The organism is Vibrio sp. 10N.222.47.A9, assembly GCF_963872585.1.
GTDB lineage: Bacteria > Pseudomonadota > Gammaproteobacteria > Enterobacterales > Vibrionaceae > Vibrio > Vibrio splendidus.
The window spans coordinates 17073-41238 of record NZ_CAWNBB010000021.1 but is presented as its reverse complement, the minus strand read 5'-3'; the positions used below and the strand labels follow the sequence as shown (position 1 = coordinate 41238).

The window sequence follows — 24166 nt, the reverse complement described above, 5'->3', positions numbered from 1 at the left end:
ATAATGGAAGCATCAGCTTTACCTCTGTTTTTTAGTCATATTGAACAGCAACTTAATGAAGTGCCGAATGAACTACGCCGTATTTTTCACGGTCGTGGTAAGTTTTGGCCAGGCCTAGATCAACTGACATGTGATTGGGTTGATGGGCAGTTATTGGTTAACGTATTCAAAGAGGTGGATGACGAATTCTTATCATCTCTCAAAGCCGGATTGGTTGATCTGACTAATAAAGACATCTGGCAAGCAAAGCAGGGCACCAGTATTGTTCTGCAACATCGTTATGCCGATGGTGCGCCGTCAGAGGTTTTATGGGGTGAACTCAATGACTCACCCGTCGTGGTTGAACACGGTCTTAAGTACCAACTAGACATTGGCCGTAATCAGAATTTTGGCTTGTTCCTAGATATGCGTAATGGTCGCCAGTGGGTACAAGACAATGCTAAGGATAAGAATGTCCTTAACCTGTTCGCATACACTTGTGGTTTCTCAGTAGCGGCTATAGCTGGTGGCGCTCGCCAATGCATGAACGTAGATATGTCGCGCGGATCGCTAAACAAAGGCCGTGATAACCACCGTTTGAATGAGCACGACATGCGCTCGGTTAACTTCCTTGGCTACGATATCTTTAAGTCGTGGGGAAAAATCAAAAAGGGTGGCCCTTACGAGTTGGTTATCATCGACCCGCCTTCGTTCCAAAAAGGCAGCTTTGCTTTAACTAAAGATTACAAAAAGATCTTACGTCGCTTGCCTGATCTTCTAACAGAAGGCGGAGAAGTGATTGCTTGTGTTAACTCACCAGCAGTATCGCCAAACTTCCTAATCGAGACGATGGTAGAAGAAGCGCCAAGCGTTGAATTCATTGAGCGTCTGGACAACCCACCTGAGTTTGTCGATGTCGACCTTGATTCAAGCTTGAAGGTGTTGAGATTTAAAATTAAAGCCTCTGCTGACGCTTAATTGAATTTCAGAATCAGCTAGAATATAAAAACGCCGCTCATATTGAGCTGCGTTTTTGTCTATGAGGAATGCAGAAATTCACACTAGTTGTTTTGATTCTTGAGTGTCTGAAACCCAAAATAAATGCGCATAAACGTAGTCAGCCAACACGCAGCGCCAAAGGTATAAGCGATAACTGCAAAGTGTTGAGGCCAAATACAGAAAGCAATGAAACACGCGATGGTTTCTGTACCTTCGGTTAACCCCGACATGTAATAGAGAGACTTATGTTTATAGACTGGGTTTTCAATGCCTCGCTTACCAGCCATAACCGCAAACGCTAAAAAGCTGCTGCCTGTGCCGATAAAAGAGAAAATCAAAAATGCACCGGCAATGGCGTTGTGTTCTGGGTTGGCGATAACAAAGCCAAAGGGGATTAATGAGTAGAAAAGAAAATCGAGGCTGATGTCGAGGAAACCGCCCGCATCACTAATGCCTTGGATTCGAGCCAAGGCCCCATCAAGCCCGTCACAAACCCTGTTAAATACAATAAACCCCAACGCCCATTCGTATTGTTGAAATGCCAATGCTGGAAACGCTAAACATCCAACCAGAAACCCAAACAGGGTGGTTTGGTTGGCTGTGATGCCGAATCTATTAAGTAGTTTGGCTGATTGATTTAATGGCCACTTAATGACCTTAATAGAGTACTTATCCAGCATGGTTACTTCTCCATGGCCAAGACAAAACTTTTGCCCCTTGAGGCACATCGGTTTGGTCGTGCGTCACCATTAATGTCGGAATATTCGCTTTAGTGAGTTGCTCAAATACCCAGTCGCGAAACTGGGCTCTGAGTTCTTGGTCGAGCTTACTAAACGGCTCATCAAGCAACGCCAATTTCGGTTTCGCCAATAGCATACGAGTTAAGCTAATTCTCGCTCGCTGGCCGCCAGATACTTGGTCGGGAAATGACTCAGCCAAGCGGGTCAGTTCAATGTCTTTTAACGCTTCCATTGCTTGTAGTTGGCGATCTGACCCCTTAACCGAGTTTGGTAACGAAAAGGCCAAGTTCTCCCATACTTTTAGGTGTGGAAACAATAAGTCATCTTGAAACAGAATGCCGACTTCACGCTGATGTGATGGGATATCGTCTAGCTGAATATCGTTCAAAATAACGGTGCCAGAGTATGAGAACTCGTCATTCAGGTGACCCGCGATGGCATCTAACAAAGTCGATTTCCCGCAGCCGCTTGGCCCCATCAACGCCAATATTTGGCCTGATTCTAATGTTACGTTTAGCGCTGAAAACAGCGATTCGCCACCGTTTTTATGGATGGCGAGGTCGTTGAGGTGCAGACTCATTAGTAAGAAAACCTTTAAAAGTAAGACGGCGATATCTAAGTTGAAGTCGGCTGACTAATATCGCTAAAGAGAAAAAGAACAGAGGCAACAAGGCCTGCCAAATGGCATAAATTGCGGTTACCCTGCGGTCGAAACCACTGGTTAGGGCAACGGCTTCTGTGGTGATGGTGCTAATACGACCAGCACCGAGCATCAATGTCGGTAAGTACTGAGCTAAGCTCACACTGATCCCAACCGCCCAAGCGAAGGCGATGGCGGGCAGTAATATAGGCAGCTTAATCGAATACCAGCTTTGAAATGGCGATTTACCCAAGCTCAGTGAAGCTTTTATCAGCCCATCGTTGAAGCTTTTCCATGGGCCGTCCAAAGACAAGTACACAAATGGAAAGGCGAAGAAAACATGCGCCCAAATAACCCAAAGCTCATAGGCACTACTGCCAATGTATAGAGTGGTGATTTGCATGCCGAACAACACCGACAGTTGAGGTATCAACATTGGAATAGCGATAATAAAGCCTGGGACTTGCCACTTGTATTTGATTCTGTATTCGTGAGCAACCAACGCAAGCAACAAAGCGATTGAAGCAGCAATCAGACCAATCCATAAACTTTGACCAACGGTGCTCATGATGCCATCCCACTCGAATTCCCAGAAGCGCATGCTGTAGCGGCTAGGCAGTAAATCAGGGAAGCGCCAGCGCTGAGCAAAACTCCAGATAATCATCAAAGGAATGATCATCAGTGACAAAGCTGCAAGAGCTGTGAATACGGTTTTCCCCGGTAAGTTAGCCCCTGTTCTTCCTGAATACTGCCACGTTCGAAAATATTTAAGAATTGCCCATTCAACTAATCGCGCCAAGGCGATGATCAACGAAGCCAAGCCAAACAAAACGATCGCACCAGCAGCAGCTCGTGGCAGTAGATTAAGGTCTGGATCGTTGAACCATTGCCACACTAAAACGGCAAAAGTCGGCGGGTTGGTTGGGCCAATGATCAGAGCAATATCGACAACCGAGACGCTATAGGCGAGCACAGCCAGCATTGGGAAGCGAAGCTTAGTAAACCATTGCGGGAAAATACACTTCCACCAGATCTGAGCGCGGCTGTAACCGAGTGATGCACTCACCTTAGTGATACGTTCTACATCGATTTGTTGAAGTATCGATATGCTCATCAGCAACAAGAAAGGAACTTCTTTGAGTGCGAGCATAATGATTAGGCCAAACGCGTAAGGATCTTTGATCAGCAAAGCCAATTCAGAGCTTGTAGCCGATTCACCAAGTAAGTGGTGTACGGCTCTTGCTCCAAGGCCTGTTGGGCTAAACAAAAAAGCAAAGCCGATAGCGAAAGCCACATGCGGAATGGCAAGCATTGGCGATAGCGTTAGCTCAATCTTTCTCCAAAACTTGTTTCCCCAAGAAGCCTGAAGAATGCAAAAGGTAAGAAAGCAGGCGATGTAGCTGCTGGCGACCGCTGAACCTAGGCTTAAGCCAATAGAGTGCCAAGCCCCTTCCCATTGAAAGACTTGGCTAAACCCGTTGAGTGTTGGCTCGTCTAAACCTAAGGGCGGGATGAAACTCAGTGACGAAGCCACGACTCCCGCTACCCCAGGAATGGTTGGGATGATACATACCGCTATAACAACAAAATATAGAGCGCGAAGCATGGAGGTTAGTTACCGTATCGCTTAAGCCACTCTTTCTCGAGCGCGTTTTGCCAACTAGGATGCGGTTCATCAATCGATTTAAATTGCTGAGTATTTTTAGCGCTGCCGGTTAAGTACTTACTGCTCAATACAGAAGGGTCACCCCAGACATTGAGGTCACCTTTGCGAGATTGTGCTTCTGGGCTCAACAAGAAGTTGATGGTCACTTGAGCACCCGCGGTTGCATTGGCATTCCAAGGAATCGCAAGGAAGTGAATGTTAGACAGAGCGCCGCTTTCTAACGCATAAGCCTTGGTAGTTTCCGCTAGGCGGCCACTTGATTGTGCTGAATATACAGAGTTTGGATTGAACGTAATCGCGAGGTCGAGCTGTCCGTCATCCAGAAGTTGAATGCTTTCAGATGTACCTGCAGGAAATTGCTTTCCGCCTCTCCATGCCACTTTATGGAATTTATCTAAGTAAGCCCACAGTGGTTCCGTAACGTCTTGGAAGGTATCTTCTGAAACGGGTTTAGCAAGCGCAGGACTGTTGTTTGTTAGCTCAATCAGTAGAGACTTAATGAAACTCGTACCGTGAAACTCTGGTGGGCGCGGGTAGCTTAAGCGATTCGGGAATGCCTGAGCGTAGCTCAACATCTCTGAAAACGATTGTGGCGGATTGTGCAGTGTTTCTTGGTCGTGGATGAAGACAAGTTGCCCAACGCCCCAAGGTGCCTCCAAGCCTTCTGTTGGCTCCGAGAAATCGACATCGATCGGCAAAGACTTATCCACGTACTGCCAGTTTGGAAGTGTTTGAGTGAATGGTCCAAACAACAAGGCATTTTCTTTCATTGAACGGAAATTCTCGCCGTTAATCCAGACGATATCGACACTGCCTTCAGTGTTCTTTCCTGCCGCCTTTTCTGCGAGTAAGCGAGTGGTCGTTTCTGCAATATCAGTTACTTTCACATGTTTTAAGGTAACACCGTACTCACTTTGTAATTTCTTGCCCGCCCACTGTAGGTAACGATTGATTTCTTGGCTACCGCCCCAAGCGTGAAAGTAGACAGTTTGTCCCTCTGCCTGCTGTTCGATTTGGTTCCAGTTATTGGTTGATGTTGCTTCATCAGCATAAATGGTTGCGCTGTATGCAACGGTTGCCATGATTCCTAACGTACTTACTATCTTGTTCATAAACTTTTCCATTTGGTAGTGAACGGGCAAGAGCATTGTATTTTCAAACTCCCTAACAGTTATTCTATCTGTTTCTGAAATAAATTCTAATTCAACAGTAAATTCAATCAATTACTTGAGAACAAGCAGGGGGGCGTGCTGATCTTTTTTGGTTAAACTTTGTTCGATATGCGATCGTTTCGAAAGCTCGACAGACTCTAGGCTCTTACCATCCTAGCAATAGACCGATAAACCAGTGAATTTATTGCATCTAAATGAGAGATATTTGAGGTTTATTGGAGGTTGGTACGAAAAGTAGGCGATGAGTGTTAATTTTGAAGGTGTTGTGAGGGTAAGCAGGCAATAAAAAAGGAGCCATGAAGGCTCCTTTAATCAATATCTATTTCGAGAACGGATTAGTTTACCCAATCACGAATTGTGTACGTTAGCGTGTGTACATCGTTTTTCAGTACTAGCGTATCGTTTGTTAGGGTTACGTCGCTCCACTCGCTTAGAGTAGCTGAAACCGATTGTTCGATTTCCATTGCTGAACCGTGACACATTTTCATTGTCATGCCCATTTGCTTGATACGGAATTGACCGTCTTTCAGCTCGCCTTGACCGAAGAAGTTGTTACAACCAGCCATGCCGTTTGCAGTCATCTTTTCGCCGATCTCTAGACGAGGAGCTGCTTGGTCTTCGCTTTTCACAATGTCCTTGCCATCAATTTGCGCAAGTTCCCAATTATGGTGCTGTAGATCGGTTGGTGTTACTTGCATCGCGTTGTCACCTGTTGTTGTGCATGCTGCTAGCATCATAGGTAAAGCGGCTACTGCTAGTAATTTTTTTGAACTAAACTTCATATTATAAGGCTCCAAAGGAAAGAACGAAGTTACCGAATAAGTGTAACTTGATGGGTTCAAAGTATAGTTTACAAAACACTATATGTGTCAGTATAAGGTCATAGTTTAGTATGAATTTCACGAGCTGGGCGACAAATTAATCGCTTATTTTTTAATTAGTAAGCTCGATTTTGATGTGTAAGGAGGCATGGTGGAGCAGTTAGAGTTTTTCCAGGTTCCAAGCCCTTGCGTTGGGGTTTGCTCAAGCGATGATAAAGGCTATTGCAATGGTTGTATGCGCAAAAGAGAAGAGCGCTTTAATTGGATGTCGATGACTCCGTCAGAACAATTGCACGTGATTAAGCTTTGTCGTCAGCGCTATCGAAGGAAGATAATGAAGCAAAAAAACTTGGTTGGTAAGTCGGTCGACGAAGAGGGAAATACAAGTCCCCAAAGAGATCTTTTCGGTTAAAGAGGAAGTATCAAGATTTTATTTAACTCCGAAGTAACTATTACTTTACATAATGGTTGGGGTGTAATATTAAGGTAGGTACCTTTGTACCAGAAGGAGTGATGTCGGTATGAATAAAAAGAACGTAAAACTCAAAAAAGAACCAGTTAAAGCACTGGATCGAAAAAACATTGGGGCGAAAAATGACCCTGAAGAGAGCCCGCGTGATTGGCATTCGATGTCAGAAGAAGAACGAATGGAAATCCTTTCTCACCTTTCAGACATGCCTTTTCAATAACATCACTGGTTCTTCAGAGTCTTTCTTAACCCGCTGTTTTCTTAAATAAACAGCTTTCTGAAATAAACATATTGCTAAACAAACATGTGATTCGCTTTCGTTACACCACGATGGTATGTACAAAATGTATCATCGGCCTCGGTGGTTTTACTATGAATCTTTATGTTGGTTATCACTTCTACAGCCCCTGCATCGTAACAAGCTTGCTCTGCCTTTTTAACGATATCGAGTAATTGATTGAGTTCACCTTTCATTGTGGTTTCCATCGCACCAACTTGGAAAGGGACATCGGCTGCTTTCACAACTTCAATGGCTTTATCAACTACTTCGAAGTTGTTGCCTTCTTTGACGCGAGGGATCACTTGGAAGGCAACCATCACTTCTTTTTCTCTTTTTAACTCAGACACTTTCTGCTTACTCAATGGTAGGGATTTGTTGCAGATGATAGGTTAATGCGGAGATAAATTCTACAGTGGTTACGCTGCTTTATTTAAGACACGAGTGACTGGAGATATCGGACTACTTGCTACCCCAGTGGTCGCTAACCCAACCACCAATATGCTCATCAAAATGACTACCACTGAACCTCTGGTTGCGTTCCACCGAGGTATCACAGTCGTCTTTGTTGTCGATTAGGTTTTGTATGTAGTTTGCCATTGGGTCATTGGAACTCTGACGATCTCGGCGAGTAGCCACTTCCTTAATCAGTTGTAATCGATATGTAGAGCTTGCACGTTTCATTTCAATGACCTCCCGGTTTTTAGACACTAATAGAAAAATCTAGTTGCCAGATATAGGGGCGTCAACGTGATCAGAAAGTATTTTTTTTGAGCAACCAAGAATCAATACCTTGGCATCATAATTCACAAAAGTGTCATTTAAATTGGCATTTTGTCTGAGTCGATAGGTTGTGATTTTACATCTGATTGCATATAAAAAGCCCAGTACAAACTGGGCTAATCGATTTTCTATGGTTATTTTGAAGAGCTGGTTATTTTGAAGAACTGGCTATTTCGAAGAACTTGGCTTGCTCTTAAATTGCTTAGCACTTTTCTTCTTTGCGGTTCTTCGGTTAGCCATTTTGTCTTTAGGTGGACGTTTGCGAGCTGTGGCTTCAGATGCAGGTTTGTCTGTAACAGGGAAACCTTCTAATGCTTGTAGCACAAGAGGCTTATTGGTCAGAGTACGAATCGCATTCAGGTAATCAGTTTCGCTGTGACTAACCAGAGATATAGCGCAACCAGTGCTTCCTGCTCTTGCTGTGCGACCAACCCGGTGTACGTAAGTGGCAGAGTGTGTCGGCAAATCAAAATTAATCACGACAGGCAGCTGATCAATATGGATGCCGCGAGCCATCACGTCTGTCGCGATAAGCACACGAGTCTCGCCATTTTTGAAACTTTCTAATGCTTGCTCTCGTTCTTCTTGGCTCTTATTTCCATGTAACGCACTCACACTGATTTTGGCTTTATTCAATCGCTTGGTTAATGCGTCGGCATTGTCTTTCGCACCAATGAACACCAATACTTGCGGCCATGGGGTCTGATGAAGTAGGGCGATAAGTGCTTGAGCCTTACTGCCTTTGTTCACTAAGTACAGAGTTTCTTCAATAGTCGCGACCACGCTGTTTTCTTGGTGTGTCGTGACTTTAACTGGGTTTGAAAGAAGTAGCTCAGCCTGACTAACCAACTCTGGCGGAAGTGTCGCAGAGAACAACAGTGACTGACGTTTGCTCGGTAGTGCTGCAGTAATCGCTTGAATATCTGGCCAAAAGCCCATGTCGATCAGGCGGTCGGCTTCATCAAGAACCAATGATACGCACTGAGTTACATTCAGTTCGCTACTTTTGATTAAAGCAAGTAGACGCCCCGGCGTAGCGATTGCTAATTGCGGTTGGGTTAGTAATTGTTGCTGTTGAACATCAGTATTCACGCCACCGGTTAAGGTTACGAATTTGATATCGAGCGCTATCGCGACCGGCTCTAAAGATTCAGTCACTTGAGACGCGAGTTCACGTGTCGGGACGATGATAAGCGCTTGCAGTCCATTCACATCATGGTTGATGTTGTTCAGCAAGGGTAAGCCGAACGCCAATGTTTTTCCGCTACCCGTTTGAGCCAACGCAAGTACGTCTTTACCCGCAATAATTGATGGAATTACCGCTTGTTGTATCTCAGTCGGTTTGTCGAATTGAGAAGGGATCGCTGTGACGGTTTTTGCGTTAAGGGTGAGGTTATCAAATGACATAAATGAACCAAGTATCAAAATGGAGGTGGAGTCTAACAGGGCTATAAATGTTAGAGAATGAGTTTTGCTGCGTTACAGGATAAACGGGTGAATTATACACGTTAAATTTAAGCGTTATCCATACAACTGAACTAAGGCAAGCGAGCTAAGCCAAGCTAATTAAACGTTGGGCATATTGTAATGGTATTGAATGGACGTACAATATGCGCCCTAAAACGATCAAGTATGATAAGGAAGCTTTAAGGAAATGAGAGCGAAATGAGTTGGGAAAGTATCTGGCTGTTTATTGTCATCGTGTTTTTTATTGCCATTATTCCAGGCCCAAATGCTTTGTTGGTATTGAGCACGGCTTTAACTCAAAGAAAGTTGTTTGCGTTTATTAACGTGTTGGGTGTGTCATGCGGGTTCTTGTTTCATGCGTTTGTTTCTGCGAATGGCATGAGCTTACTGTTATCTCAGACTCCAATGGCCTTTGAGGGACTGAAGTGGGCGGGTGTCTTGTACTTAGTCTGGCTTGGTTATAATCATTTTCGAGCGGCACTGCGAGCTCAAGAGGGTGTGCTTGCTATAGTGAGTGCATCGGGCAGTAAGCTATATCATCAGTTTGTGAAAGGGTTATTGACCAACTTACTCAACCCTAAAATTGTCCTGTTTTACCTTTCAATATTCCCTCAGTTTGTTTCTACGGACAACATTGTATCCGACAGCTTAATGTTGGGCGCGATACAGGCGACAGTGGTTGCTACCTGGTTTTTGGTTGTCATTTTGATGGCTGATACGTTTAAGAGGTTATTGACTCAAAAGCGCACGTCTCAATGGATGAACGTTGTGTGCGGGTTGTTGTTTGTTGGCTTCAGTATTCAGTTGGCGCTGTTTCAGCTTTAGGGTTCATAGCTAACAATCGCACCCCTAGCATATACGACTCATATCTCACTTTTTACTGAATGCTCAGCAATCCTTGTTTCTGTGCATAAATCTCTAAAGCATTAGCTCGTAAAGTCGATATAATAGTCAGCTATCAATTCGGTGAATGTGTTCGTTCGAAATCCAATTGAAGCTAAAGGCTATTGCTTTACCGAATAAACAGAGACAGGGAGTCACAGATGAGTGAAGAGTTATTCACCCAGAAACGCAAATATTACCGCTTGAAGTACCCAAAAAAGGCACGTCCAGTGATGCGAATTAAGGATGAGCTTTTTCATGTGAGTGAAGTGTCTGAAAAGGGTGTGCGCTTGATGATGCGTAACATCATTCCTGTTTATCGAGGCTTCTCAATGGCGGGCAGTTTAAGACTGCACGATAACAACACCATTGATATTAGTGGTGCAGTGCTGCGACAAGAAGGCGATGAAGTGATCGTTCAGTTGTTAGAAGGACCAAGCTTCAAAGATATGGTGTCAGAACAAAGACACATTAGACAAAGATACCCAGTATTTTTTGCTAGCCTCAGAGTGGCATAAAAAGCTTTTAAAGTTAGATGCCTTAAAGCCCAAGTTATTCATTCAGATCCGATATTAAAAAGCCCAGCACTTTCACAAGTGCTGGGCTTTGCTATATATGTAAGCAAACTAACTATACGGACAAACTAAGGCGCTTAGCCTGTCTATGGTTCGTTTTATAGCTCGTCTACTGTTGCCCAAACCGCTGTTAACATGTCGTGACCAAATGCAACACTGCGCTCTGGAGACCAGCCGTAAAGTTCGTCAGCGTGGCTGATATGATCTTTAAATGGCATCTCGACAGTGTAAGCCAGACATTTGAACTGCTCGCCGATCCAGTTTGTGCCGACGGTCATATTTGCTTTGCCCGGTTCGTCTTTATCGTAACCAAATTCATCTTGGAATTCTGGCGTGATAGTCAGAAGCGCTTGCTTGAAGTGATTCTCCAGTTTTGCAATGCGCTCGTTGTATGAAGGTGTGCCTTCGCTACCTGCAACAAAGTTATATGGAATCGCTTCATCACCGTGAATGTCTAGGCACAGATCAACGCCAGTTTCTAGCATGCGCTCGCGCACAAGGAAAACTTCAGGGCTGCGTTCTAGAGAAGGTGATTGCCATTCGCGGTTAAGGTTTACACCAATCGCATTAGTGCGCAGGTGACCACGGATGCTGCCATCTGGGTTCATGTTCGGTACAACGCGGAACACAACGTTGTCTAGAAGAGAGCGACCGACTGTGTCTGTCTCATCAAGTAGGCGTTGCAGCAGACCTTCGATTAGCCATTCAGCCATAGTCTCGCCTGGGTGTTGGCGACCAATAACCCAGATGTTTTTCTTCTCTTCACTTGGCTCACCAATGGTTAGCAAGGTGATGTCGTTGTTGTCTAGCGTGTGACCTAGAGTTTCTAGCTTACAAGCCGGGTGCGTTTGAGCACTGTGCAGAAGATCTTGGTGACGATCGTATGAGTACGGCGCAAAGTAGGCGAAGTACATTGAATCGTGTTCAGGGATGATATCAAAACTAAATGTATCGCCATCGAACTGAGATGGAATGCGGAACCACTCTTCACGGTCATAAGATGCTACAACATCATAATCTTTCCACCCATCAGGGTAAGCAGATGTTGCCAATTGGCCGATTTCAAAGTGGTGAGCTTGTTGAGCTTCACTTTCTAAACGGAAGTGAAACCACTGAGAGATTTCAGTCTGGTTGTCTGCTGGGATCGTCAGTTGAATATTTTGTGGTGAATCTGCTGAAACGACGTGAATGTTGCCGCTTTCGAAATTGCTGAAAATTTTCATTGTAGTTTTTATCTCGTAGTTGAGTTGCCGTAAGACTAGCACACTTTTTTTCGAGCAAACCACTAACTAAATCGTAATGAGATGTTATTTCAATTCTCTATTTTTTGTTATCTACCTTTAAGCTATCTGATTTTGAACTAGCGGCGTTGACAAGTAGTACAACCACGACAGGCAGAACGTGTGTAACGATCCAGTTTACTGCGTTGAACCTTACAGTACGCGTTTTTCAGTGCTCTTCTTCCAGAAAACCAATCATCGGGTTTCGACAGGATCAGATAACCATTAAAGCGCTTCACAAGCTCTATTCTATTTTGGTCGATAAACTTGCTATCAAAGCCAATTTCAAAGTAATCAAGCGCTTGTTCGATGGCGGTGAAACTCGCTATTTTTTGCTGGAATTCTGTTTGGTTCATGGGGATTAGTCTCTGAACTGGTGGCAGCTATTGTACCGAGTCTACGACTTGTTTTATTGACTTTAGTTATGACTTATCTGGATTTTAGTCGTGGGCTTTCTCAACTTAAAATGATCTTTTTAACTCTTTGAAGCTTATAGATAAAACATCAATGAACTGTGCAGGAAAGAATCATGAATCGAATTAACCCAAAGAAACTGCTCCGCAGTAAATGGACTGCTGTTAGCCCAGTAAAGAAAGAAAAGCACTTTATGGTCACTGAGGTCGAGTTTGAAGAAGGGGAGGTGATTCGTTGCTTGATAGAAGCAGTGATGACCAAACGAGAGGAAGCCATTAATTGGCGAGATCTAACCGACAAGGAACATTGGCTTCCTGGTTGGAAATAAGGATAGGAAGTAGGGATCAGTCGGTCACCTCTACTTATTTCTAATTACCCGCTGCTGCACGCCCTTGCCAGTATTTAAGGCCTTCTAAAACACCCTCAGCATGTGTTGCTCTGCTGGTGTACACGTTGTCTCTATCAGATAGGTGAGCAACCTCTGGGTAATGGTTAGCGACCAGTATCGAGTTTACGCCCTCAATGGTGAGCATTGAGGTGTCGTTAGCTGAATCACCTGCGACACATACTTCTGCAACGCTCAAATCGTGTTGTTCGAGTAGGTGGTGAATCGCCGTCGCCTTGTTAACGCCTTTTGGTGTGATATCTAAGTACCAATCATGAGAGTAAGTAAGGTGAACATCTAATCCGTGCATCTCCAAACTAGATTCAATCAGTTCATGTTGAGGCTCTGAAAGCTTCCCTTCAAAAGTGATTTTGTAATCACCCTGATGGCTCTCTAAGCGTTCGCCCATGAAATCGAGTGGCGCCAGTGCGGACTCTACCTTTGATTTGTTCCAAGACGCTTCTAATTGGTTGTGCCAAATATGATCAGGCTTTTGGGAGTGAACGTGATGAATTCTGGTGCCCACATCGCTGATAATACTGTGTGGTTTCGGGTAGTTATCTGATGCCAAGCCCACCCGAATTGAGGGCAGAGTTCTACCTGTCGCGATGATAAAGCGGATATCAGGTTGATCCGCTAAGTAGTTAAATAACTGATTAACCCCATGGGATGAACCCCCATCAAGCGTACCGTCGAAGTCACACACCAGCATTTTTATCATTCGAGCGCCTTGTCCTTTTCTTTAATAATCGCGGAAAGTATGTCGATTTCTTCTATAAATAATGGCTCAGCAATGAGGACTCTACAAGTTGTCTTTCGGCTTAGATAATCGACATTCATTAGTTTGCAGTAAGCATCACACTTGGCGTTATGTTTTGGATATTGAAGATAATTCTATCAATTTGACCAGTGCCAAACTTGGTTTATTCCATCGGCTATTTCTATTTTCATATAGTGACCTTCTGGCCCTCTATTGGTTTAAATGAGCGGTTGTGAATACCTCTGCGTTCTTGCCGAAGCTATACCGATCTTCTTGTTGCATCGATAAAGAAGAAGGGGGGAGGTTTTGCTCTCCGTAAAGCGCAAATTTCCAGTTTTTAGATATCGTTAAAACTACAATAAATAGTTTGTATTCGAATTATTTGTGCACGAAGTATTTACGTTGAATTCTAGTCTGTTTGACCCATTAATTGTTTTAATGTGAAATAAATATTCAATAATCTATCAGTAGGGAATAGATAATCTCGAACGCATTTATATCGTTTTAATATCCTTTATTATCAGTGTTTTGTTGGTTTTTATCTGAATGTTGAAACTTGATTTTGGTTGGCGAAATGATTGTTTTTGATAAGAGTTACCGAACGCAACCCCTTGATTTACAGCCCTACATTGCTTAGAGTGCTAATCGTTTTTCGAGCTTAAATAACCATTTTTAAGTTAAAATAGCTAAGAAAGGATTAGATTATATGGATCCCATACTGGAAGTTAAGGGACTGTACAAGGTGTTTGGTGAAGATACCGACCGTGCTTTTTCGATGATTAATGAAGGCGCGGATAAAGACAAAATTTTCGAAGAAACAGGGTTAACGATCGGTGTTAACGATGTTTCTCTTAGTATTCAAGAAGGCGAGATTTTCGTGATTATGGGATTGTCAGGATCTGGCAAATCAACCCTAGTACGCCTTCTTAACCGCTTAATCGAACCTACCAAAGGTAATGTGCTTCTTCGAGGCAAAGACATTGCCCACATCTCAGAAGATGAACTGCGTGAAGTCCGCCGCAACAACATCTCCATGGTTTTCCAAAATTTCGCACTGATGCCGCATATGACCGTTATCGAAAATGCTGCATTTGGCCTTGAGCTGGCAGGTGTTGAAGTAGATAAACGAAAACAGTCAGCATTTGAAGCGTTAGAGCGCGTAGGTCTTGGCGCATACTCAGAATCGTACCCAGATGAATTGTCTGGCGGTATGAAACAACGTGTTGGTCTAGCGCGAGCCTTGGCATGTGACCCAGATATCCTGTTAATGGACGAAGCGTTCTCGGCACTCGATCCTTTGATTCGTACTGAAATGCAAGATGAACTGATTCGTCTTCAAAATGACGATAAACGAACGATTGTATTCATCTCCCATGATTTGGATGAAGCGATGAGAATCGGTGACCGTATTGCCATTATGCAAAACGGTGAAGTGGTTCAAGTGGGCACACCAGACGAAATTCTTAACAACCCAGCGAACGACTATGTCGAAGCCTTTTTCCGTGGTGTAAATGTCGCAAGCGTACTTACTGTGAAAGACATTGCGCGTAAGAAACCGGCTGCGGTATTTAAAAAGTCAGAACACGACGGCCCAGCTTCCGCTCTGCAAATCCTAATGGATAACGACCGTGAATACGGCATCGTTGTTGAGAAGAGCAGCCTTTACTCCGGCATTGTTTCTATTGACTCTCTTCGCAAAGCTCACAAAGAGAACAAATCATTAGTGAGCGCGCAGCTCGATGATGGATTAACGCTGAACCCTGATTTACCAATCAATGACGTGCTTGGCCTTGTTGGTGGTGTGCCTTATTCCGTTCCTGTTGTGGATGAGCAAGGTAATTACTTTGGCGTGGTAACTAAGTCACGTTTGCTACAAACATTGGATAAGGGGTAGATCATGTCGTCTGAACAAACAAATAATGACCCATGGTCACAGTCTGCTCCTGCTGCTCAGCCATCAAGTGATCCTTGGGGTCAAGCCGCTGACACTTCACCATCGGCAGATTGGCTAAGCAGTGAAACCGTAGAAACCATTCCTTTTGATCCTCTTAATCCTTTTGCAGAAGCCGTTCTGCCTGTTGATACTTGGGTTGAGTCTGGATTGAATTGGCTAGTTGAACACGGACGACCATTGTTTCAAGCAATTCGTGTACCTATCGATTTCATTCTAAGTTCATTTGAAACGGCATTGGTGTCTACGCCAGCCCCATTTATGCTCATCATTTTGTTCTTGGTGGCATGGCAGTTTTCAAACCTGAAACTGGGTGTTGCTACGGCAGTATCTCTTACTATGATTGGTTTGATTGGCGCTTGGTCTGAAGCGATGACCACGCTTTCACTGGTGATGACATCTGTATTCTTCTGCCTGTTGATCGGTTTACCCATGGGAATATGGCTTGCCCGAAGTAACACGGCGGCTAAATTCGTTCGCCCAATTCTGGACGCTATGCAAACAACGCCAGCCTTCGTTTACTTAGTACCCATCGTAATGTTGTTTGGTATCGGTAACGTTCCAGGTGTGGTGGTGACCATTATATTCGCACTGCCACCGGTGGTACGTTTAACCATTCTGGGTATTCAGCAAGTACCGGAAGATTTGATCGAAGCGGGTCATTCATTCGGTGCAAGCAAAAAGCAGATGCTTTACCGAATTCAACTGCCACTTGCATTACCAACCATTATGGCGGGCGTGAACCAAACACTGATGTTGTCGCTATCTATGGTGGTTATCGCATCAATGATCGCGGTAGGTGGTTTAGGGCAAATGGTACTGAGAGGTATCGGCCGTCTAGATATGGGACTGGCCGCTGTTGGTGGTCTCGGCATCGTTATTCTAGCAATCCTGCTTGACCGCATTACCCAAGTTCTCGGGGTAAATGCAGGTAATACAAAATTACGCTGGTACCACATGGGCCCTGTTTCTCTTGTGCTCAATGCGATAAATCGCGGTAACAAATCAGAACTACAATTAAGGAAAAACACCAATGAATAATTCATGGAAGAGCAAACTTGCAGTTAGCATCGTTTCTACATTAGCAGTATCAACTAACGTGTGGGCAGCAAGCTTACCGGGTGAAGGTGTATCAGTTCAGCCAGTTCAATCGTCTGTAGCGGAAGAAACATTCCAAACGTTGATTGTTAACCGCGCCCTTGAAGAGCTTGGCTACGACGTGAAATCTACGCAAGAAGTGGATTACAACGTAGGTTACACCTCAATTGCAAAAGGTGATGCAACGTTCCTAACCGTAGGTTGGTTCCCGCTTCATGCTGATAAATACAAAATGGCGGGCGGCGATGATAAATTCTACCGTGAAGGCCAATATGTAAGCGGTGCCGCTCAAGGTTACCTAATTGATAAGAAAACGGCTGAGAAATACAACATTACTAACATTGGTCAACTGACGGATCCGAAAATCGCGAAGCTTTTTGATGCTGACGGTGATGGCAAAGCAGACCTTACAGGCTGTAACCCAGGTTGGGGTTGTGAGATGGTGATTGAACATCAACTTTCAGCGTTCAAACTGGACGATACGGTGACTCACAACCAAGGTAACTATGCGGCGATCATCGCAGATACCATTTCTCGTTACCAAAAGGGTGAATCAATTCTTTACTACACGTGGACACCTTACTGGGTAAGTGGCGTATTGGTGCCTAACGAAGATGTAGTTTGGTTAGAAGTTCCTTTCTCAGCACTTCCTGGCGAGCGTTCGAATGTGGACACGACGTTATCTAACGGCAAAAACTACGGCTTCGAAATGAACTCAATGCGCATTATTGCGAACAAAGAGTTTGCTAAGAACAACCCATCAGCAGCGAAGCTTTTCGAGATCATCAAACTTAACATCAATGATGTAAGTGCTCAGAACATGATGATGAGTAAAGGTAAGAACAGCTCTGCGGATATCGAAGCGCACGTAAACGGTTGGATCAAAGCGAACCAAAGCACGTTCGATGGTTGGATTACAGAAGCGAAGAAAGCCGCTCTGTAACTTTGACTTGTATTTGCTCTGTCTGACTAGACATTTTGATTTGAAATGATGATTGTGTAGAGTCACTGAATCACCTTCAAATGAAGTGAAAAGGCGACAGAGTCAAACATTAAAAAGCCAGCAGTCCATTTGGGTTGCTGGCTTTTTGTTTTCTGTTTCTATTTTTGAGCTGTGAGCTGTGAGCTGTGAGCTTCTAGCTTTTAATTGCAGCTCTAGCGTTCGCCTTGAACTTCGAAGTCGTCGCTGACTAAGCGAGCGCAACCATCCGCTTCTAGTGCCCAGTGCTCACGATGTACAACACCAAACGCTTTGTTCATTGTCCAGCTAGCGGTAAGAATGTAACCGCCTTCTGGGTGCTCTTCCCACTTAACATCGGTGTAATCAACGTCTTTGAAGCCTTGGTCGATGATATTTTGCCAAAACGCTTGAATCGCTTCACGACCTTCAAAAGTACCAAATGGACGTGCTTCCATTACACAGCTTTCAGTATATTGATCTGCACAACCTTTCGCATCTTGGCTGTTGAAAGCTTTTTGCCACGCGTTAATGCCCTGCTTACATGCTTCTAAAATTTGGTTGTCTAACATTGTCTTTCTCCATAACAGTCTTGTTTCGAGCACTGTCTTTTTGATTTGGTATCTCGATAAGTTGAATTGAGTTTAGTCTTGGAAATTGATTTGAAAAACAGAGATAATAGAAAATACTGTTTGTAAAAAGAGAACAATAAGATGAGTAAGCTAAAGCAGATGTCGATTTTCGCTCATATCGTAGAGCAGGGTTCAGTCTCGGCTGCGGCTGAAAAGCTAGAGTTGTCTAAATCTGTCGTCAGTCAGCACCTCAAAATTTTAGAACAAGAGCTAGGCGCTTCTCTTCTTAAGCGCACAACACGCAGGCAATCTCTGACCAGTGTGGGTGAGCGTTTTTATTTGAGTTGCAAAGACATCAACGTGATCGCTGAATCGGCTTGGGATATGGCAAAAGCCGAATTAGAAGAGCCCCAAGGTCGGATTCGTATTACGGCGTCGAATGCTCTGATGGACTTGCTCGTCGTACCCGTCATTGCAGATCTGATGAAGCAATATCCGAAGTTAAAGCCAGAGCTGATAAGCGACGATCAGCATCTAGACTTCATGGAACACGATATTGATCTCGCAGTACGAGTGGGCAGTTCGCGTGATAGCAACCTAAAGCAAAAGCGTTTAGGTGAGTTTAAAGATGTGTTGTGTGGTGTTGAACGCATGCTCTCTCGTGAACTTGAATCTATTCCTTACATCGCAAACTCTTGGCAGGGAAAACAGGTGACTCATCACTTTAGTTCGCAAAATGAACAAGACTTTATTTACCAACAGCCAGCCAGTTGCATTACGAACTCCTTTCACAGTTGTCTCGCTTTGATTAAATCTGGCGTCGGTATCGGTGCTATTCCAGACTTTTACCTTCATCAGCTATCCGGTGAGGTGGTCGACATGATGCCAAGCTTTCAATTACCCACTAACACGGTTTATGCGTTGAACCCATTCGCTTCAAACACGCCTATCGCTATCAAGCTGTGTATTCAAGCGTTGGAAGAGAAGCTTAAGCAGAACTTAGTTTAAGCTTTCTAGACACAGCTCTAGGACTGCGAGGAGGTGGCCAATTGGTCATCTCTTCTTTTATCTTTCTACCTCTCATTTCTACGATACTGTATTTGTTTAATTGGGTGCATATTGGCAAAAAATCCAACTCTTACTTATAGTTAGTCTTAGTGTCTAGTTGCTTATCAACCGCTAAGAGGTGCCATTATTGTCTGATCTTTGTACCAAGTCATGCATCGAATGTGGGTTAGTCAGCCAGTTCCGGGAATTACCTTCGGGCAGTAAGGCGTCTTGCCCTCGTTGTCATCATACATTGTGCAGCATCGGTGCGAGTAAGGGACAAGGAGTGATGGCCTACGCAGTGGCCAGTTTGATCACACTCGTGATGAGTCTTACTTTTCCCTACATGTCATTTAGCGTCCAAGGTATCAGTCAACAAATAACCCTTTATCAAGCCGTGGATATGATGGATAGGTTAGATAATTCACTGATTGCCGCACTCTTATTTCTTGCCGTTATTTTCCTGCCTGCTTATTTTCTGATTAGCGCGATCTGGTTCTATTCGTTGACTGAAAAAAGGCGCACCCACTCGCCGAACCTAAGCCGTTTAGCGATCTTCATTTTAAAGACTTTGAGCTGGGTTAAACCGTGGCTGATGGTGGATGTATTTTTGATTGGTGTGTTGGTTAGTTTGATTAAAATAGCAGCACTAGCCGATGTCTCTATGGGCATATCATTTTGGGCATTTGGTATCTACGCTATGCTGGTGGTCAAAACCATTTCGTTGGTTGATTTTGATTGGATCTGGGACCGATTGATCCCACCTAAGCCGTTGCATGAATCGGTAACGGGTAGCCTTTTTCAAAAGCACGATCATTTGGTTTGTCATGTTTGTGGGCAGGTTCACTTGTATTATGACCAACTTAGTCAATGCTCTCGTTGTCATGTTCACCTACACCGATTTAATCCGACCAAAAACCTTCAGATAGCGTGGGCTCTATTACTCACATCCATTATTTTTTACATCCCGGCAAACCTATACCCAATGATGTATACGTCTGCATTCGGGACGAGTGAAGGTTCAACCATCATCGAAGGTGTCATCATTCTGTGGAATATGGGGTCATACCCAGTCGCTTTGATCATCTTGCTTGCCAGTGTGTTTATACCGATGGCAAAAATGATTGCGCTCGCATACTTGTATTGGAATGCAAAAAGGGTTCAGGGCTTACCTGTTGATGAAGCGACTCGATTTCTCAAAATATACCGTGTTACTGAGTTTATTGGTCGGTGGTCAATGATAGATATTTTTGTGGTTGCCATTCTGGTTGCCTTGGTTCAATTAGACGGATTGATGGCGATTTATCCTGGGCCTGCTGCTTTGTCTTTTGCTGCCGTCGTCATTTTCACTATGTTGTCGGCAATGATTTTTGATTCTCGAATTATATGGAAATAATCTCTCGGTAGAGGTGTGGGGTATATGGAAAAACAAAGCGCGTCAGATGCGAAAGTATCAAAAAAAAATGAATTGTCTCCGGTCTGGATTGTGCCCATTATCGCTGTTCTGGTCGGCTGTTGGATGTTGTTTCAGTACTTCAACAATCGCGGACCAGAGATCACTTTGATCTTGCCTGATGCTTCCGGAATAGAAGCAGGAAAAACAACGATCAAATCTAAGAACGTGCACGTTGGGACAATCACTGACGTGGCGTTAAGCGAAGACTATGAATACATCATCGCCAAAGCTCAGATAGACAAGAAAGCCTCACGCATGATCAATAAAGAAACCCAATTTTGGTTGGTTGAGCCACACATCGGTACTGATGGAATCAGCGGGTTAGAAACCATTTTGTCTGGCTCATACATAGAGTTAAAGCCAGGGAAATCCAGTGAATCTCAATTGAAGTTTGATGTGTTAGACACGCCACCCGTCGCAGGGCCAGACACCAAAGGCATTCGTGTGGTGTTATCACACCATAAAGCGAATCAACTGAACGTTGGCGAACCTGTATTGCACCATGGCTTTGTTGTTGGACGTGTCGAGAAAACAAGTTTCGATTACGAGAATAAAGTGGGTAAGTACCAACTGTTTATCTTTGCTCCTTATGACGGGCTGATCTTCGAGAAAACTCAGTTTTGGTTGTCCTCTGGGATTGATGTGAAGTTTGGTGCGAATGGCCTCGACGTTAACTTCGCATCGATAGAAAGCATAATAACGGGTGGCGTGAGTTTTGATGTGGCAGCGAGCATTCAGCCGGGACAGCAGATCAAAGAGAACTTACAAGAATATACACTTTACGATAATTACGACGCAGTTTTACAAGGCAAATACACGACTTCTATTGATTACGTATTGTTGTTTGAAGAATCGGTTCGAGGTCTAAAGAAGGGCGCTCCCGTGGAGTATCGTGGCGTTCGAATAGGTACAGTGGATACAGTGCCGTTACAGATTCGCATGGATAAAGACGGTAAAGTCTCGAACCGCATTCCCATCTTAATCAAGCTGGAGATAGAACGAGTTTCAGAAGTCTTTAAGGCTGTGAATGCTGAAAGCTTTGCCAAACGAGTCGACCTTCAAATGGGAGAAGGTTTAAGGGCGACTTTGAAGACGGGTAACTTGCTTACAGGCGCATTGTTTGTCGACATAAACTTCTATGAAGACGAAGACCCGTACGAGCCAAGAGAGTTTGATGGTTATCCTGTCTTCCCTGTTGTAGCTGGTGGCTTGACCGAGATTCAAAAGCAGATCACAGACTTCTTAACCAAGATTAACGAGTTACCGCTAGATGCGACTGTGGCTAACTTAAATGGCTCGCTTGCTTCGTTAGATAGCACCTTAAAGAGTATGGATGAACTGCTGGATAGTGAGGGCGCAAAAGCGTTACCAAAGGATCTGAGTGAAACGATGAAGCAACTTGAGACGACATTAGAGAGCTACGACGATGATTCAGACGCCTACAAGCAATTGATCAGTGCATCTGAAGAGTTAGAACATGTGTTAAAAGAGCTTCGCCCACTGATTAAAGTGCTGAACGACAAACCGAATGCGTTAGTGTTTGGTAGTGAAGTAGAAGAAGACCCGATTCCAGTTAAGGGAGTGGAATAATGAGAAAGCAATTTATATCACTGGTTGTGTCAGTCGGGCTCTTGGGGTGCGCAGCGCCTACTGATGGTACTAACGCCTACCTCTTGCCTGAAAGTACATTGGATAAGCCCATCTTTAAGGTCAAAACTAGTGTTGATTTGCCGGATTACCTCGACACGATAGGAATAGCTTATCGCAAGTCTGAAAATGAATTGGTGTCTGCGCGTAAACACGTTTGGGCTGAGAACCTTGAAGGGTTGCTTGAAGAGCGGGTCAATACTTCTGATACATCAGGAGAGCCCGAAAGAGAGTTGACGATAACCTTTGAGCAGTTCAATGGCTCTTACACCGGAAACGCAGAAGTGAAAGGAACTTGGGTATTGAGCGAGCAAGGCTCAGAGCTCGCGCGTGCCGACTTCGAATCAAAAGTACCGTTGAAAGAAGCAGGTTATGAAGCACTTGTTGAAGCCCTAGGTGAGGAGTTAGATGAGGTGCTATCTGAGATACAGACGCAATTGCCTTAAAGCTAATTCTTAGGGCTGTTTTCAATTTGGTAAATCTCGGTTTTCCTCATTTGTTTGTTGATGGCTAAAGTAACTCTATCGAAAGAAAAACGAATGATGAAATACAGAGGTGACGTATGAACAAGTTAATCGCACTAGGCTTATGGCTTTTTCCATGAATACTGCGTTGGCGGCAGACGGCAATTATACAGGTACAATCGACATGAACCTAACTGCGCCAAATAAGACTAATGTAGAGCGTGTTGAATCAGAACCTGTATTACAAAGTCGCAATGAAGCATCTTCTGGTGGTTTGAAATTCCAAATTGATACAAAAGATCAAGCGATTGAGTTGACTGGTCGTCGAGATTAATTAAGAGCGTAGAACTTAATTGTTTAAGGGTCCGAGTTGAGCACATTGAAAATGCTCAACTCGGACTTTTATGTTTAAATTCTTGTCCTAAAATAAAGGTGAGATGCACATCTAACCTTTTATTAAACTCAAAATGACAAAACCTTATTTGGTCGCAGGTTCTTCTATAGTAATCGTTCCAAGTTGAGTTTTGTCACTCGGATGGCAAATTCTGTTTCAATTCTAAAAGCATTCGGTAAGCACTTTCGCCAGACATTTCATATGGGTTAAATTGGTCTGACGTTGAAAACTGTAAGTTCAACAGATCGGTTAAATTGGACTGCGGAATGTCTCCCATCGACCAGTCTCCAAATTCTCTGCTATCAATCTCTTTAAAATAAAGTATTGCGACGTGATTGTGTCTCTCGTCGTTAAGAATATGATTGTACGTGTGGTTAACGGCCTCTCTAGACCCTTCAATACATTGAAGAAAGTACTTTTGATTATGGCTGAGAAGCCCCGTTAAATGGCTCTGCCGATTATGATCTCGCGAGATAGCGAGTATCTCCTCCAATGCTTTGGAATCACAACATTCGGAAAGCGTACTGACATAAATTAACCGAGTTAGGAACATAGGCATCATTTCGAATTTTTGTCCAAAGGGTATTAATAAATATAAGCCAAGCTCATGGAATTGCGAGTTATTGATTTAATTGTCACTCGGTGGCTTTTGGAAGAGAAGAGGATGGGGATGAAGTAGAAAAGGGCAGGTTGCAAGATACGCTAAAATGACTCGAATGTTGGCCATTCAATTATTTTAGCGACCTGCTTGTGAGCTCGTTAGTTGTTTAGAATTGAAATCGATTCAACGTTTGAAGACGCATCGAAACGAACATTGACCAACACACTCTCTCGTTCGAAAGTCACATCATCAAAGTCAGTAGCCGCAATCTTGAATCCATTTCTTGCGAATAAACTCGTCACTGTTGTTCGTTGTTTCTGTTCCATAGCGCATGTCAGTAGTTCATTCATCGTGATCTCCATTAGGTAACCGTGTGCATAATGTAAGCGTACAGTCTCTTTGTTATGAGATCAATTGCTTAATCGATAAGCTATGTTGATATGTTCAATTGAATGATTTTGGTATTCAAAAAATCAATGATCAAGAGGGAGGGTGGTTGTTCTGGTTATGGAAGATGGAGCGTTATGTGACCGTGGTTCAGCATTCCTAGAGCGTGAGATTCATTGCAAAAATTTCTTTGAAATAAGTAGTTACAAAGCAGAGTGAACCATGCCCGCCGTTTAGTATGTTCGGTCGATTATCGGAATCACTATCGGCCTATATCTAACT

27 protein-coding genes and 1 pseudogene are annotated in these 24166 nt (G+C 43.8%); 14 read left to right on the top strand and 14 right to left on the bottom strand.

Annotation, left to right across the window (positions count from 1 at the left end):
* Positions 1–3: 3 nt before the first annotated feature.
* Complete coding sequence (locus AACT19_RS04350; RefSeq protein ID WP_076645464.1) at positions 4–957, top strand: class I SAM-dependent methyltransferase; 954 nt, start codon at positions 4–6, stop codon at positions 955–957.
* A gap of 83 nt (positions 958–1040) precedes the next feature.
* Here the strand turns inward: AACT19_RS04350 and AACT19_RS04345 are convergent, their stop codons facing one another.
* The 5 genes from AACT19_RS04345 to AACT19_RS04325 form a co-directional block, all read right to left on the bottom strand.
* Positions 1041–1658 (bottom strand): CDP-alcohol phosphatidyltransferase family protein, encoded by a 618-nt coding sequence (locus tag AACT19_RS04345; RefSeq protein WP_017079012.1) that lies wholly within the window; start codon positions 1656–1658, stop codon positions 1041–1043.
* Positions 1648–2298 carry an ATP-binding cassette domain-containing protein gene (locus AACT19_RS04340; protein ID WP_076645462.1) on the bottom strand — a complete coding sequence of 217 codons (651 nt, stop codon included), beginning with the start codon at positions 2296–2298 and terminating at the stop codon, positions 1648–1650. The genes AACT19_RS04345 and AACT19_RS04340 overlap by 11 nt, the downstream gene beginning before the upstream one ends.
* Positions 2264–3964, bottom strand: a complete 1701-nt coding sequence (locus AACT19_RS04335; protein ID WP_004734622.1) for an ABC transporter permease — start codon at positions 3962–3964, stop codon at positions 2264–2266. Before AACT19_RS04335 ends, AACT19_RS04340 begins: the two co-directional genes overlap by 35 nt.
* 5 nt (positions 3965–3969) lie before the next feature.
* The gene (locus AACT19_RS04330) at positions 3970–5136 is read right to left on the bottom strand and encodes an ABC transporter substrate-binding protein (RefSeq protein ID WP_026012260.1); all 1167 of its coding nucleotides are present in this window, start codon (positions 5134–5136) and stop codon (positions 3970–3972) included.
* 395 nt (positions 5137–5531) lie between these two features.
* Positions 5532–5978 (bottom strand): META domain-containing protein, encoded by a 447-nt coding sequence (locus AACT19_RS04325; protein WP_004734625.1) that lies wholly within the window; start codon positions 5976–5978, stop codon positions 5532–5534.
* Between the two features lie 187 nt (positions 5979–6165).
* Here AACT19_RS04325 and AACT19_RS04320 point away from each other — a divergent pair, with 187 nt between their 5' ends.
* Both AACT19_RS04320 and AACT19_RS04315 read left to right on the top strand, forming a co-directional pair.
* A complete protein-coding gene (locus tag AACT19_RS04320; RefSeq protein ID WP_017079017.1) occupies positions 6166–6429 on the top strand; it encodes a DUF1289 domain-containing protein in 264 nt (87 codons plus the stop codon).
* 109 nt (positions 6430–6538) lie between these two features.
* Positions 6539–6706 carry a hypothetical protein gene (locus AACT19_RS04315; RefSeq protein WP_017079018.1) on the top strand — a complete coding sequence of 56 codons (168 nt, stop codon included), beginning with the start codon at positions 6539–6541 and terminating at the stop codon, positions 6704–6706.
* 74 nt (positions 6707–6780) lie between these two features.
* Here the strand turns inward: AACT19_RS04315 and AACT19_RS04310 are convergent, their stop codons facing one another.
* From AACT19_RS04310 to AACT19_RS04300, 3 genes are all read right to left on the bottom strand, one after another.
* A complete protein-coding gene (locus AACT19_RS04310) occupies positions 6781–7083 on the bottom strand; it encodes a thiamine-binding protein (RefSeq protein ID WP_017065764.1) in 303 nt (100 codons plus the stop codon).
* Between the two features lie 142 nt (positions 7084–7225).
* Positions 7226–7447 (bottom strand): hypothetical protein, encoded by a 222-nt coding sequence (locus AACT19_RS04305; RefSeq protein WP_004734659.1) that lies wholly within the window; start codon positions 7445–7447, stop codon positions 7226–7228.
* A gap of 267 nt (positions 7448–7714) precedes the next feature.
* Positions 7715–8953, bottom strand: coding sequence for a DEAD/DEAH box helicase (locus AACT19_RS04300; RefSeq protein ID WP_076645460.1), 1239 nt, complete (start codon positions 8951–8953; stop codon positions 7715–7717).
* Positions 8954–9211: 258 nt separating this feature from the next.
* Here AACT19_RS04300 and AACT19_RS04295 point away from each other — a divergent pair, with 258 nt between their 5' ends.
* Both AACT19_RS04295 and AACT19_RS04290 read left to right on the top strand, forming a co-directional pair.
* Complete coding sequence (locus AACT19_RS04295; protein WP_076645458.1) at positions 9212–9838, top strand: LysE family translocator; 627 nt, start codon at positions 9212–9214, stop codon at positions 9836–9838.
* 218 nt (positions 9839–10056) lie between these two features.
* Positions 10057–10413, top strand: coding sequence for a hypothetical protein (locus AACT19_RS04290; protein ID WP_004734656.1), 357 nt, complete (start codon positions 10057–10059; stop codon positions 10411–10413).
* A 155-nt stretch (positions 10414–10568) separates the two neighbouring features.
* On the opposite strand, the gene AACT19_RS04285 is transcribed toward AACT19_RS04290, so the two are convergent.
* On the bottom strand, positions 10569–11693 hold the full coding sequence (locus tag AACT19_RS04285) for a M14 family metallopeptidase (RefSeq protein ID WP_076645456.1): 1125 nt from the start codon (positions 11691–11693) through the stop codon (positions 10569–10571).
* Between the two features lie 137 nt (positions 11694–11830).
* Positions 11831–12106 (bottom strand): nitrogenase-stabilizing/protective protein NifW, encoded by a 276-nt coding sequence (locus tag AACT19_RS04280; RefSeq protein WP_004734654.1) that lies wholly within the window; start codon positions 12104–12106, stop codon positions 11831–11833.
* A gap of 173 nt (positions 12107–12279) precedes the next feature.
* Between AACT19_RS04280 and AACT19_RS04275 the strand changes: the two genes are divergently transcribed.
* Positions 12280–12492: a TIGR02450 family Trp-rich protein gene (locus tag AACT19_RS04275; RefSeq protein ID WP_017093192.1), complete on the top strand. Its 213-nt coding sequence runs from the start codon at positions 12280–12282 to the stop codon at positions 12490–12492.
* Between the two features lie 40 nt (positions 12493–12532).
* Here AACT19_RS04275 and AACT19_RS04270 read toward each other — a convergent pair whose 3' ends face one another.
* Entirely contained in the window at positions 12533–13270 is a 738-nt protein-coding gene (locus tag AACT19_RS04270; RefSeq protein ID WP_065681225.1) for an HAD-IIB family hydrolase, read from the bottom strand.
* A 745-nt stretch (positions 13271–14015) separates the two neighbouring features.
* Here AACT19_RS04270 and proV point away from each other — a divergent pair.
* The 3 genes from proV to proX are packed head-to-tail and all read left to right on the top strand — an operon-like array spanning position 14016 to position 17301.
* Complete coding sequence (gene proV, locus AACT19_RS04265; RefSeq protein WP_017079026.1) at positions 14016–15203, top strand: glycine betaine/L-proline ABC transporter ATP-binding protein ProV; 1188 nt, start codon at positions 14016–14018, stop codon at positions 15201–15203.
* A 3-nt stretch (positions 15204–15206) separates the two neighbouring features.
* Positions 15207–16301 (top strand): glycine betaine/L-proline ABC transporter permease ProW, encoded by a 1095-nt coding sequence (proW, locus tag AACT19_RS04260; protein WP_004734649.1) that lies wholly within the window; start codon positions 15207–15209, stop codon positions 16299–16301.
* Complete coding sequence (gene proX / locus AACT19_RS04255) at positions 16294–17301, top strand: glycine betaine/L-proline ABC transporter substrate-binding protein ProX (protein ID WP_004734648.1); 1008 nt, start codon at positions 16294–16296, stop codon at positions 17299–17301. The genes proW and proX overlap by 8 nt, the downstream gene beginning before the upstream one ends.
* Positions 17302–17513: 212 nt before the next feature.
* On the opposite strand, the gene AACT19_RS04250 is transcribed toward proX, so the two are convergent.
* Positions 17514–17888 (bottom strand): YybH family protein, encoded by a 375-nt coding sequence (locus AACT19_RS04250; RefSeq protein ID WP_029222090.1) that lies wholly within the window; start codon positions 17886–17888, stop codon positions 17514–17516.
* 141 nt (positions 17889–18029) lie between these two features.
* Between AACT19_RS04250 and AACT19_RS04245 the strand changes: the two genes are divergently transcribed.
* From AACT19_RS04245 to AACT19_RS04225, 5 genes and pseudogenes are all read left to right on the top strand, one after another.
* Positions 18030–18896 (top strand): LysR family transcriptional regulator, encoded by an 867-nt coding sequence (locus AACT19_RS04245; RefSeq protein ID WP_076645452.1) that lies wholly within the window; start codon positions 18030–18032, stop codon positions 18894–18896.
* 187 nt (positions 18897–19083) lie between these two features.
* On the top strand, positions 19084–20331 hold the full coding sequence (locus AACT19_RS04240) for a paraquat-inducible protein A (protein WP_076645450.1): 1248 nt from the start codon (positions 19084–19086) through the stop codon (positions 20329–20331).
* A 24-nt stretch (positions 20332–20355) separates the two neighbouring features.
* Positions 20356–21981 carry an intermembrane transport protein PqiB gene (gene pqiB / locus AACT19_RS04235; protein WP_076645448.1) on the top strand — a complete coding sequence of 542 codons (1626 nt, stop codon included), beginning with the start codon at positions 20356–20358 and terminating at the stop codon, positions 21979–21981.
* Complete coding sequence (locus AACT19_RS04230; protein ID WP_076645446.1) at positions 21981–22484, top strand: PqiC family protein; 504 nt, start codon at positions 21981–21983, stop codon at positions 22482–22484. Before pqiB ends, AACT19_RS04230 begins: the two co-directional genes overlap by 1 nt.
* Before the next feature lie 116 nt (positions 22485–22600).
* Positions 22601–22836: pseudogene (locus AACT19_RS04225) on the top strand (hypothetical protein).
* Between the two features lie 193 nt (positions 22837–23029).
* Here the strand turns inward: AACT19_RS04225 and AACT19_RS04220 are convergent.
* Positions 23030–23449 (bottom strand): BLUF domain-containing protein, encoded by a 420-nt coding sequence (locus AACT19_RS04220; protein WP_076645444.1) that lies wholly within the window; start codon positions 23447–23449, stop codon positions 23030–23032.
* A gap of 206 nt (positions 23450–23655) precedes the next feature.
* Positions 23656–23847, bottom strand: a complete 192-nt coding sequence (locus tag AACT19_RS04215) for a hypothetical protein (protein ID WP_004734640.1) — start codon at positions 23845–23847, stop codon at positions 23656–23658.
* Positions 23848–24166 lie beyond the last annotated feature (319 nt).

Bases quoted from the DNA above. Each gene is read 5' to 3' on its own strand.
- AACT19_RS04250 (WP_029222090.1), bottom strand. From the start codon at position 17,888: ATGTTAGACAACCAAATTTTAGAAGCATGTAAGCAGGGCATTAACGCG.
- AACT19_RS04330 (WP_026012260.1), bottom strand. From the start codon at position 5,136: ATGAACAAGATAGTAAGTACGTTAGGAATCATGGCAACCGTTGCATAC.
- AACT19_RS04310 (WP_017065764.1), bottom strand. From the start codon at position 7,083: ATGGTTGCCTTCCAAGTGATCCCTCGCGTCAAAGAAGGCAACAACTTC.
- AACT19_RS04285 (WP_076645456.1), bottom strand. From the start codon at position 11,693: ATGAAAATTTTCAGCAATTTCGAAAGCGGCAACATTCACGTCGTTTCA.
- AACT19_RS04220 (WP_076645444.1), bottom strand. From the start codon at position 23,449: ATGTTCCTAACTCGGTTAATTTATGTCAGTACGCTTTCCGAATGTTGT.
- AACT19_RS04215 (WP_004734640.1), bottom strand. From the start codon at position 23,847: ATGAATGAACTACTGACATGCGCTATGGAACAGAAACAACGAACAACA.
- AACT19_RS04270 (WP_065681225.1), bottom strand. From the start codon at position 13,270: ATGATAAAAATGCTGGTGTGTGACTTCGACGGTACGCTTGATGGGGGT.
- AACT19_RS04290 (WP_004734656.1), top strand. From the start codon at position 10,057: ATGAGTGAAGAGTTATTCACCCAGAAACGCAAATATTACCGCTTGAAG.
- AACT19_RS04315 (WP_017079018.1), top strand. From the start codon at position 6,539: ATGAATAAAAAGAACGTAAAACTCAAAAAAGAACCAGTTAAAGCACTG.
- AACT19_RS04245 (WP_076645452.1), top strand. From the start codon at position 18,030: ATGAGTAAGCTAAAGCAGATGTCGATTTTCGCTCATATCGTAGAGCAG.
- AACT19_RS04350 (WP_076645464.1), top strand. From the start codon at position 4: ATGGAAGCATCAGCTTTACCTCTGTTTTTTAGTCATATTGAACAGCAA.
- AACT19_RS04345 (WP_017079012.1), bottom strand. From the start codon at position 1,658: ATGCTGGATAAGTACTCTATTAAGGTCATTAAGTGGCCATTAAATCAA.
- AACT19_RS04230 (WP_076645446.1), top strand. From the start codon at position 21,981: ATGAGAAAGCAATTTATATCACTGGTTGTGTCAGTCGGGCTCTTGGGG.
- AACT19_RS04295 (WP_076645458.1), top strand. From the start codon at position 9,212: ATGAGTTGGGAAAGTATCTGGCTGTTTATTGTCATCGTGTTTTTTATT.
- AACT19_RS04325 (WP_004734625.1), bottom strand. From the start codon at position 5,978: ATGAAGTTTAGTTCAAAAAAATTACTAGCAGTAGCCGCTTTACCTATG.
- proW (WP_004734649.1), top strand. From the start codon at position 15,207: ATGTCGTCTGAACAAACAAATAATGACCCATGGTCACAGTCTGCTCCT.
- pqiB (WP_076645448.1), top strand. From the start codon at position 20,356: ATGGAAAAACAAAGCGCGTCAGATGCGAAAGTATCAAAAAAAAATGAA.
- proX (WP_004734648.1), top strand. From the start codon at position 16,294: ATGAATAATTCATGGAAGAGCAAACTTGCAGTTAGCATCGTTTCTACA.
- AACT19_RS04300 (WP_076645460.1), bottom strand. From the start codon at position 8,953: ATGTCATTTGATAACCTCACCCTTAACGCAAAAACCGTCACAGCGATC.
- AACT19_RS04340 (WP_076645462.1), bottom strand. From the start codon at position 2,298: ATGAGTCTGCACCTCAACGACCTCGCCATCCATAAAAACGGTGGCGAA.
- proV (WP_017079026.1), top strand. From the start codon at position 14,016: ATGGATCCCATACTGGAAGTTAAGGGACTGTACAAGGTGTTTGGTGAA.
- AACT19_RS04280 (WP_004734654.1), bottom strand. From the start codon at position 12,106: ATGAACCAAACAGAATTCCAGCAAAAAATAGCGAGTTTCACCGCCATC.
- AACT19_RS04275 (WP_017093192.1), top strand. From the start codon at position 12,280: ATGAATCGAATTAACCCAAAGAAACTGCTCCGCAGTAAATGGACTGCT.
- AACT19_RS04335 (WP_004734622.1), bottom strand. From the start codon at position 3,964: ATGCTTCGCGCTCTATATTTTGTTGTTATAGCGGTATGTATCATCCCA.
- AACT19_RS04320 (WP_017079017.1), top strand. From the start codon at position 6,166: ATGGTGGAGCAGTTAGAGTTTTTCCAGGTTCCAAGCCCTTGCGTTGGG.
- AACT19_RS04305 (WP_004734659.1), bottom strand. From the start codon at position 7,447: ATGAAACGTGCAAGCTCTACATATCGATTACAACTGATTAAGGAAGTG.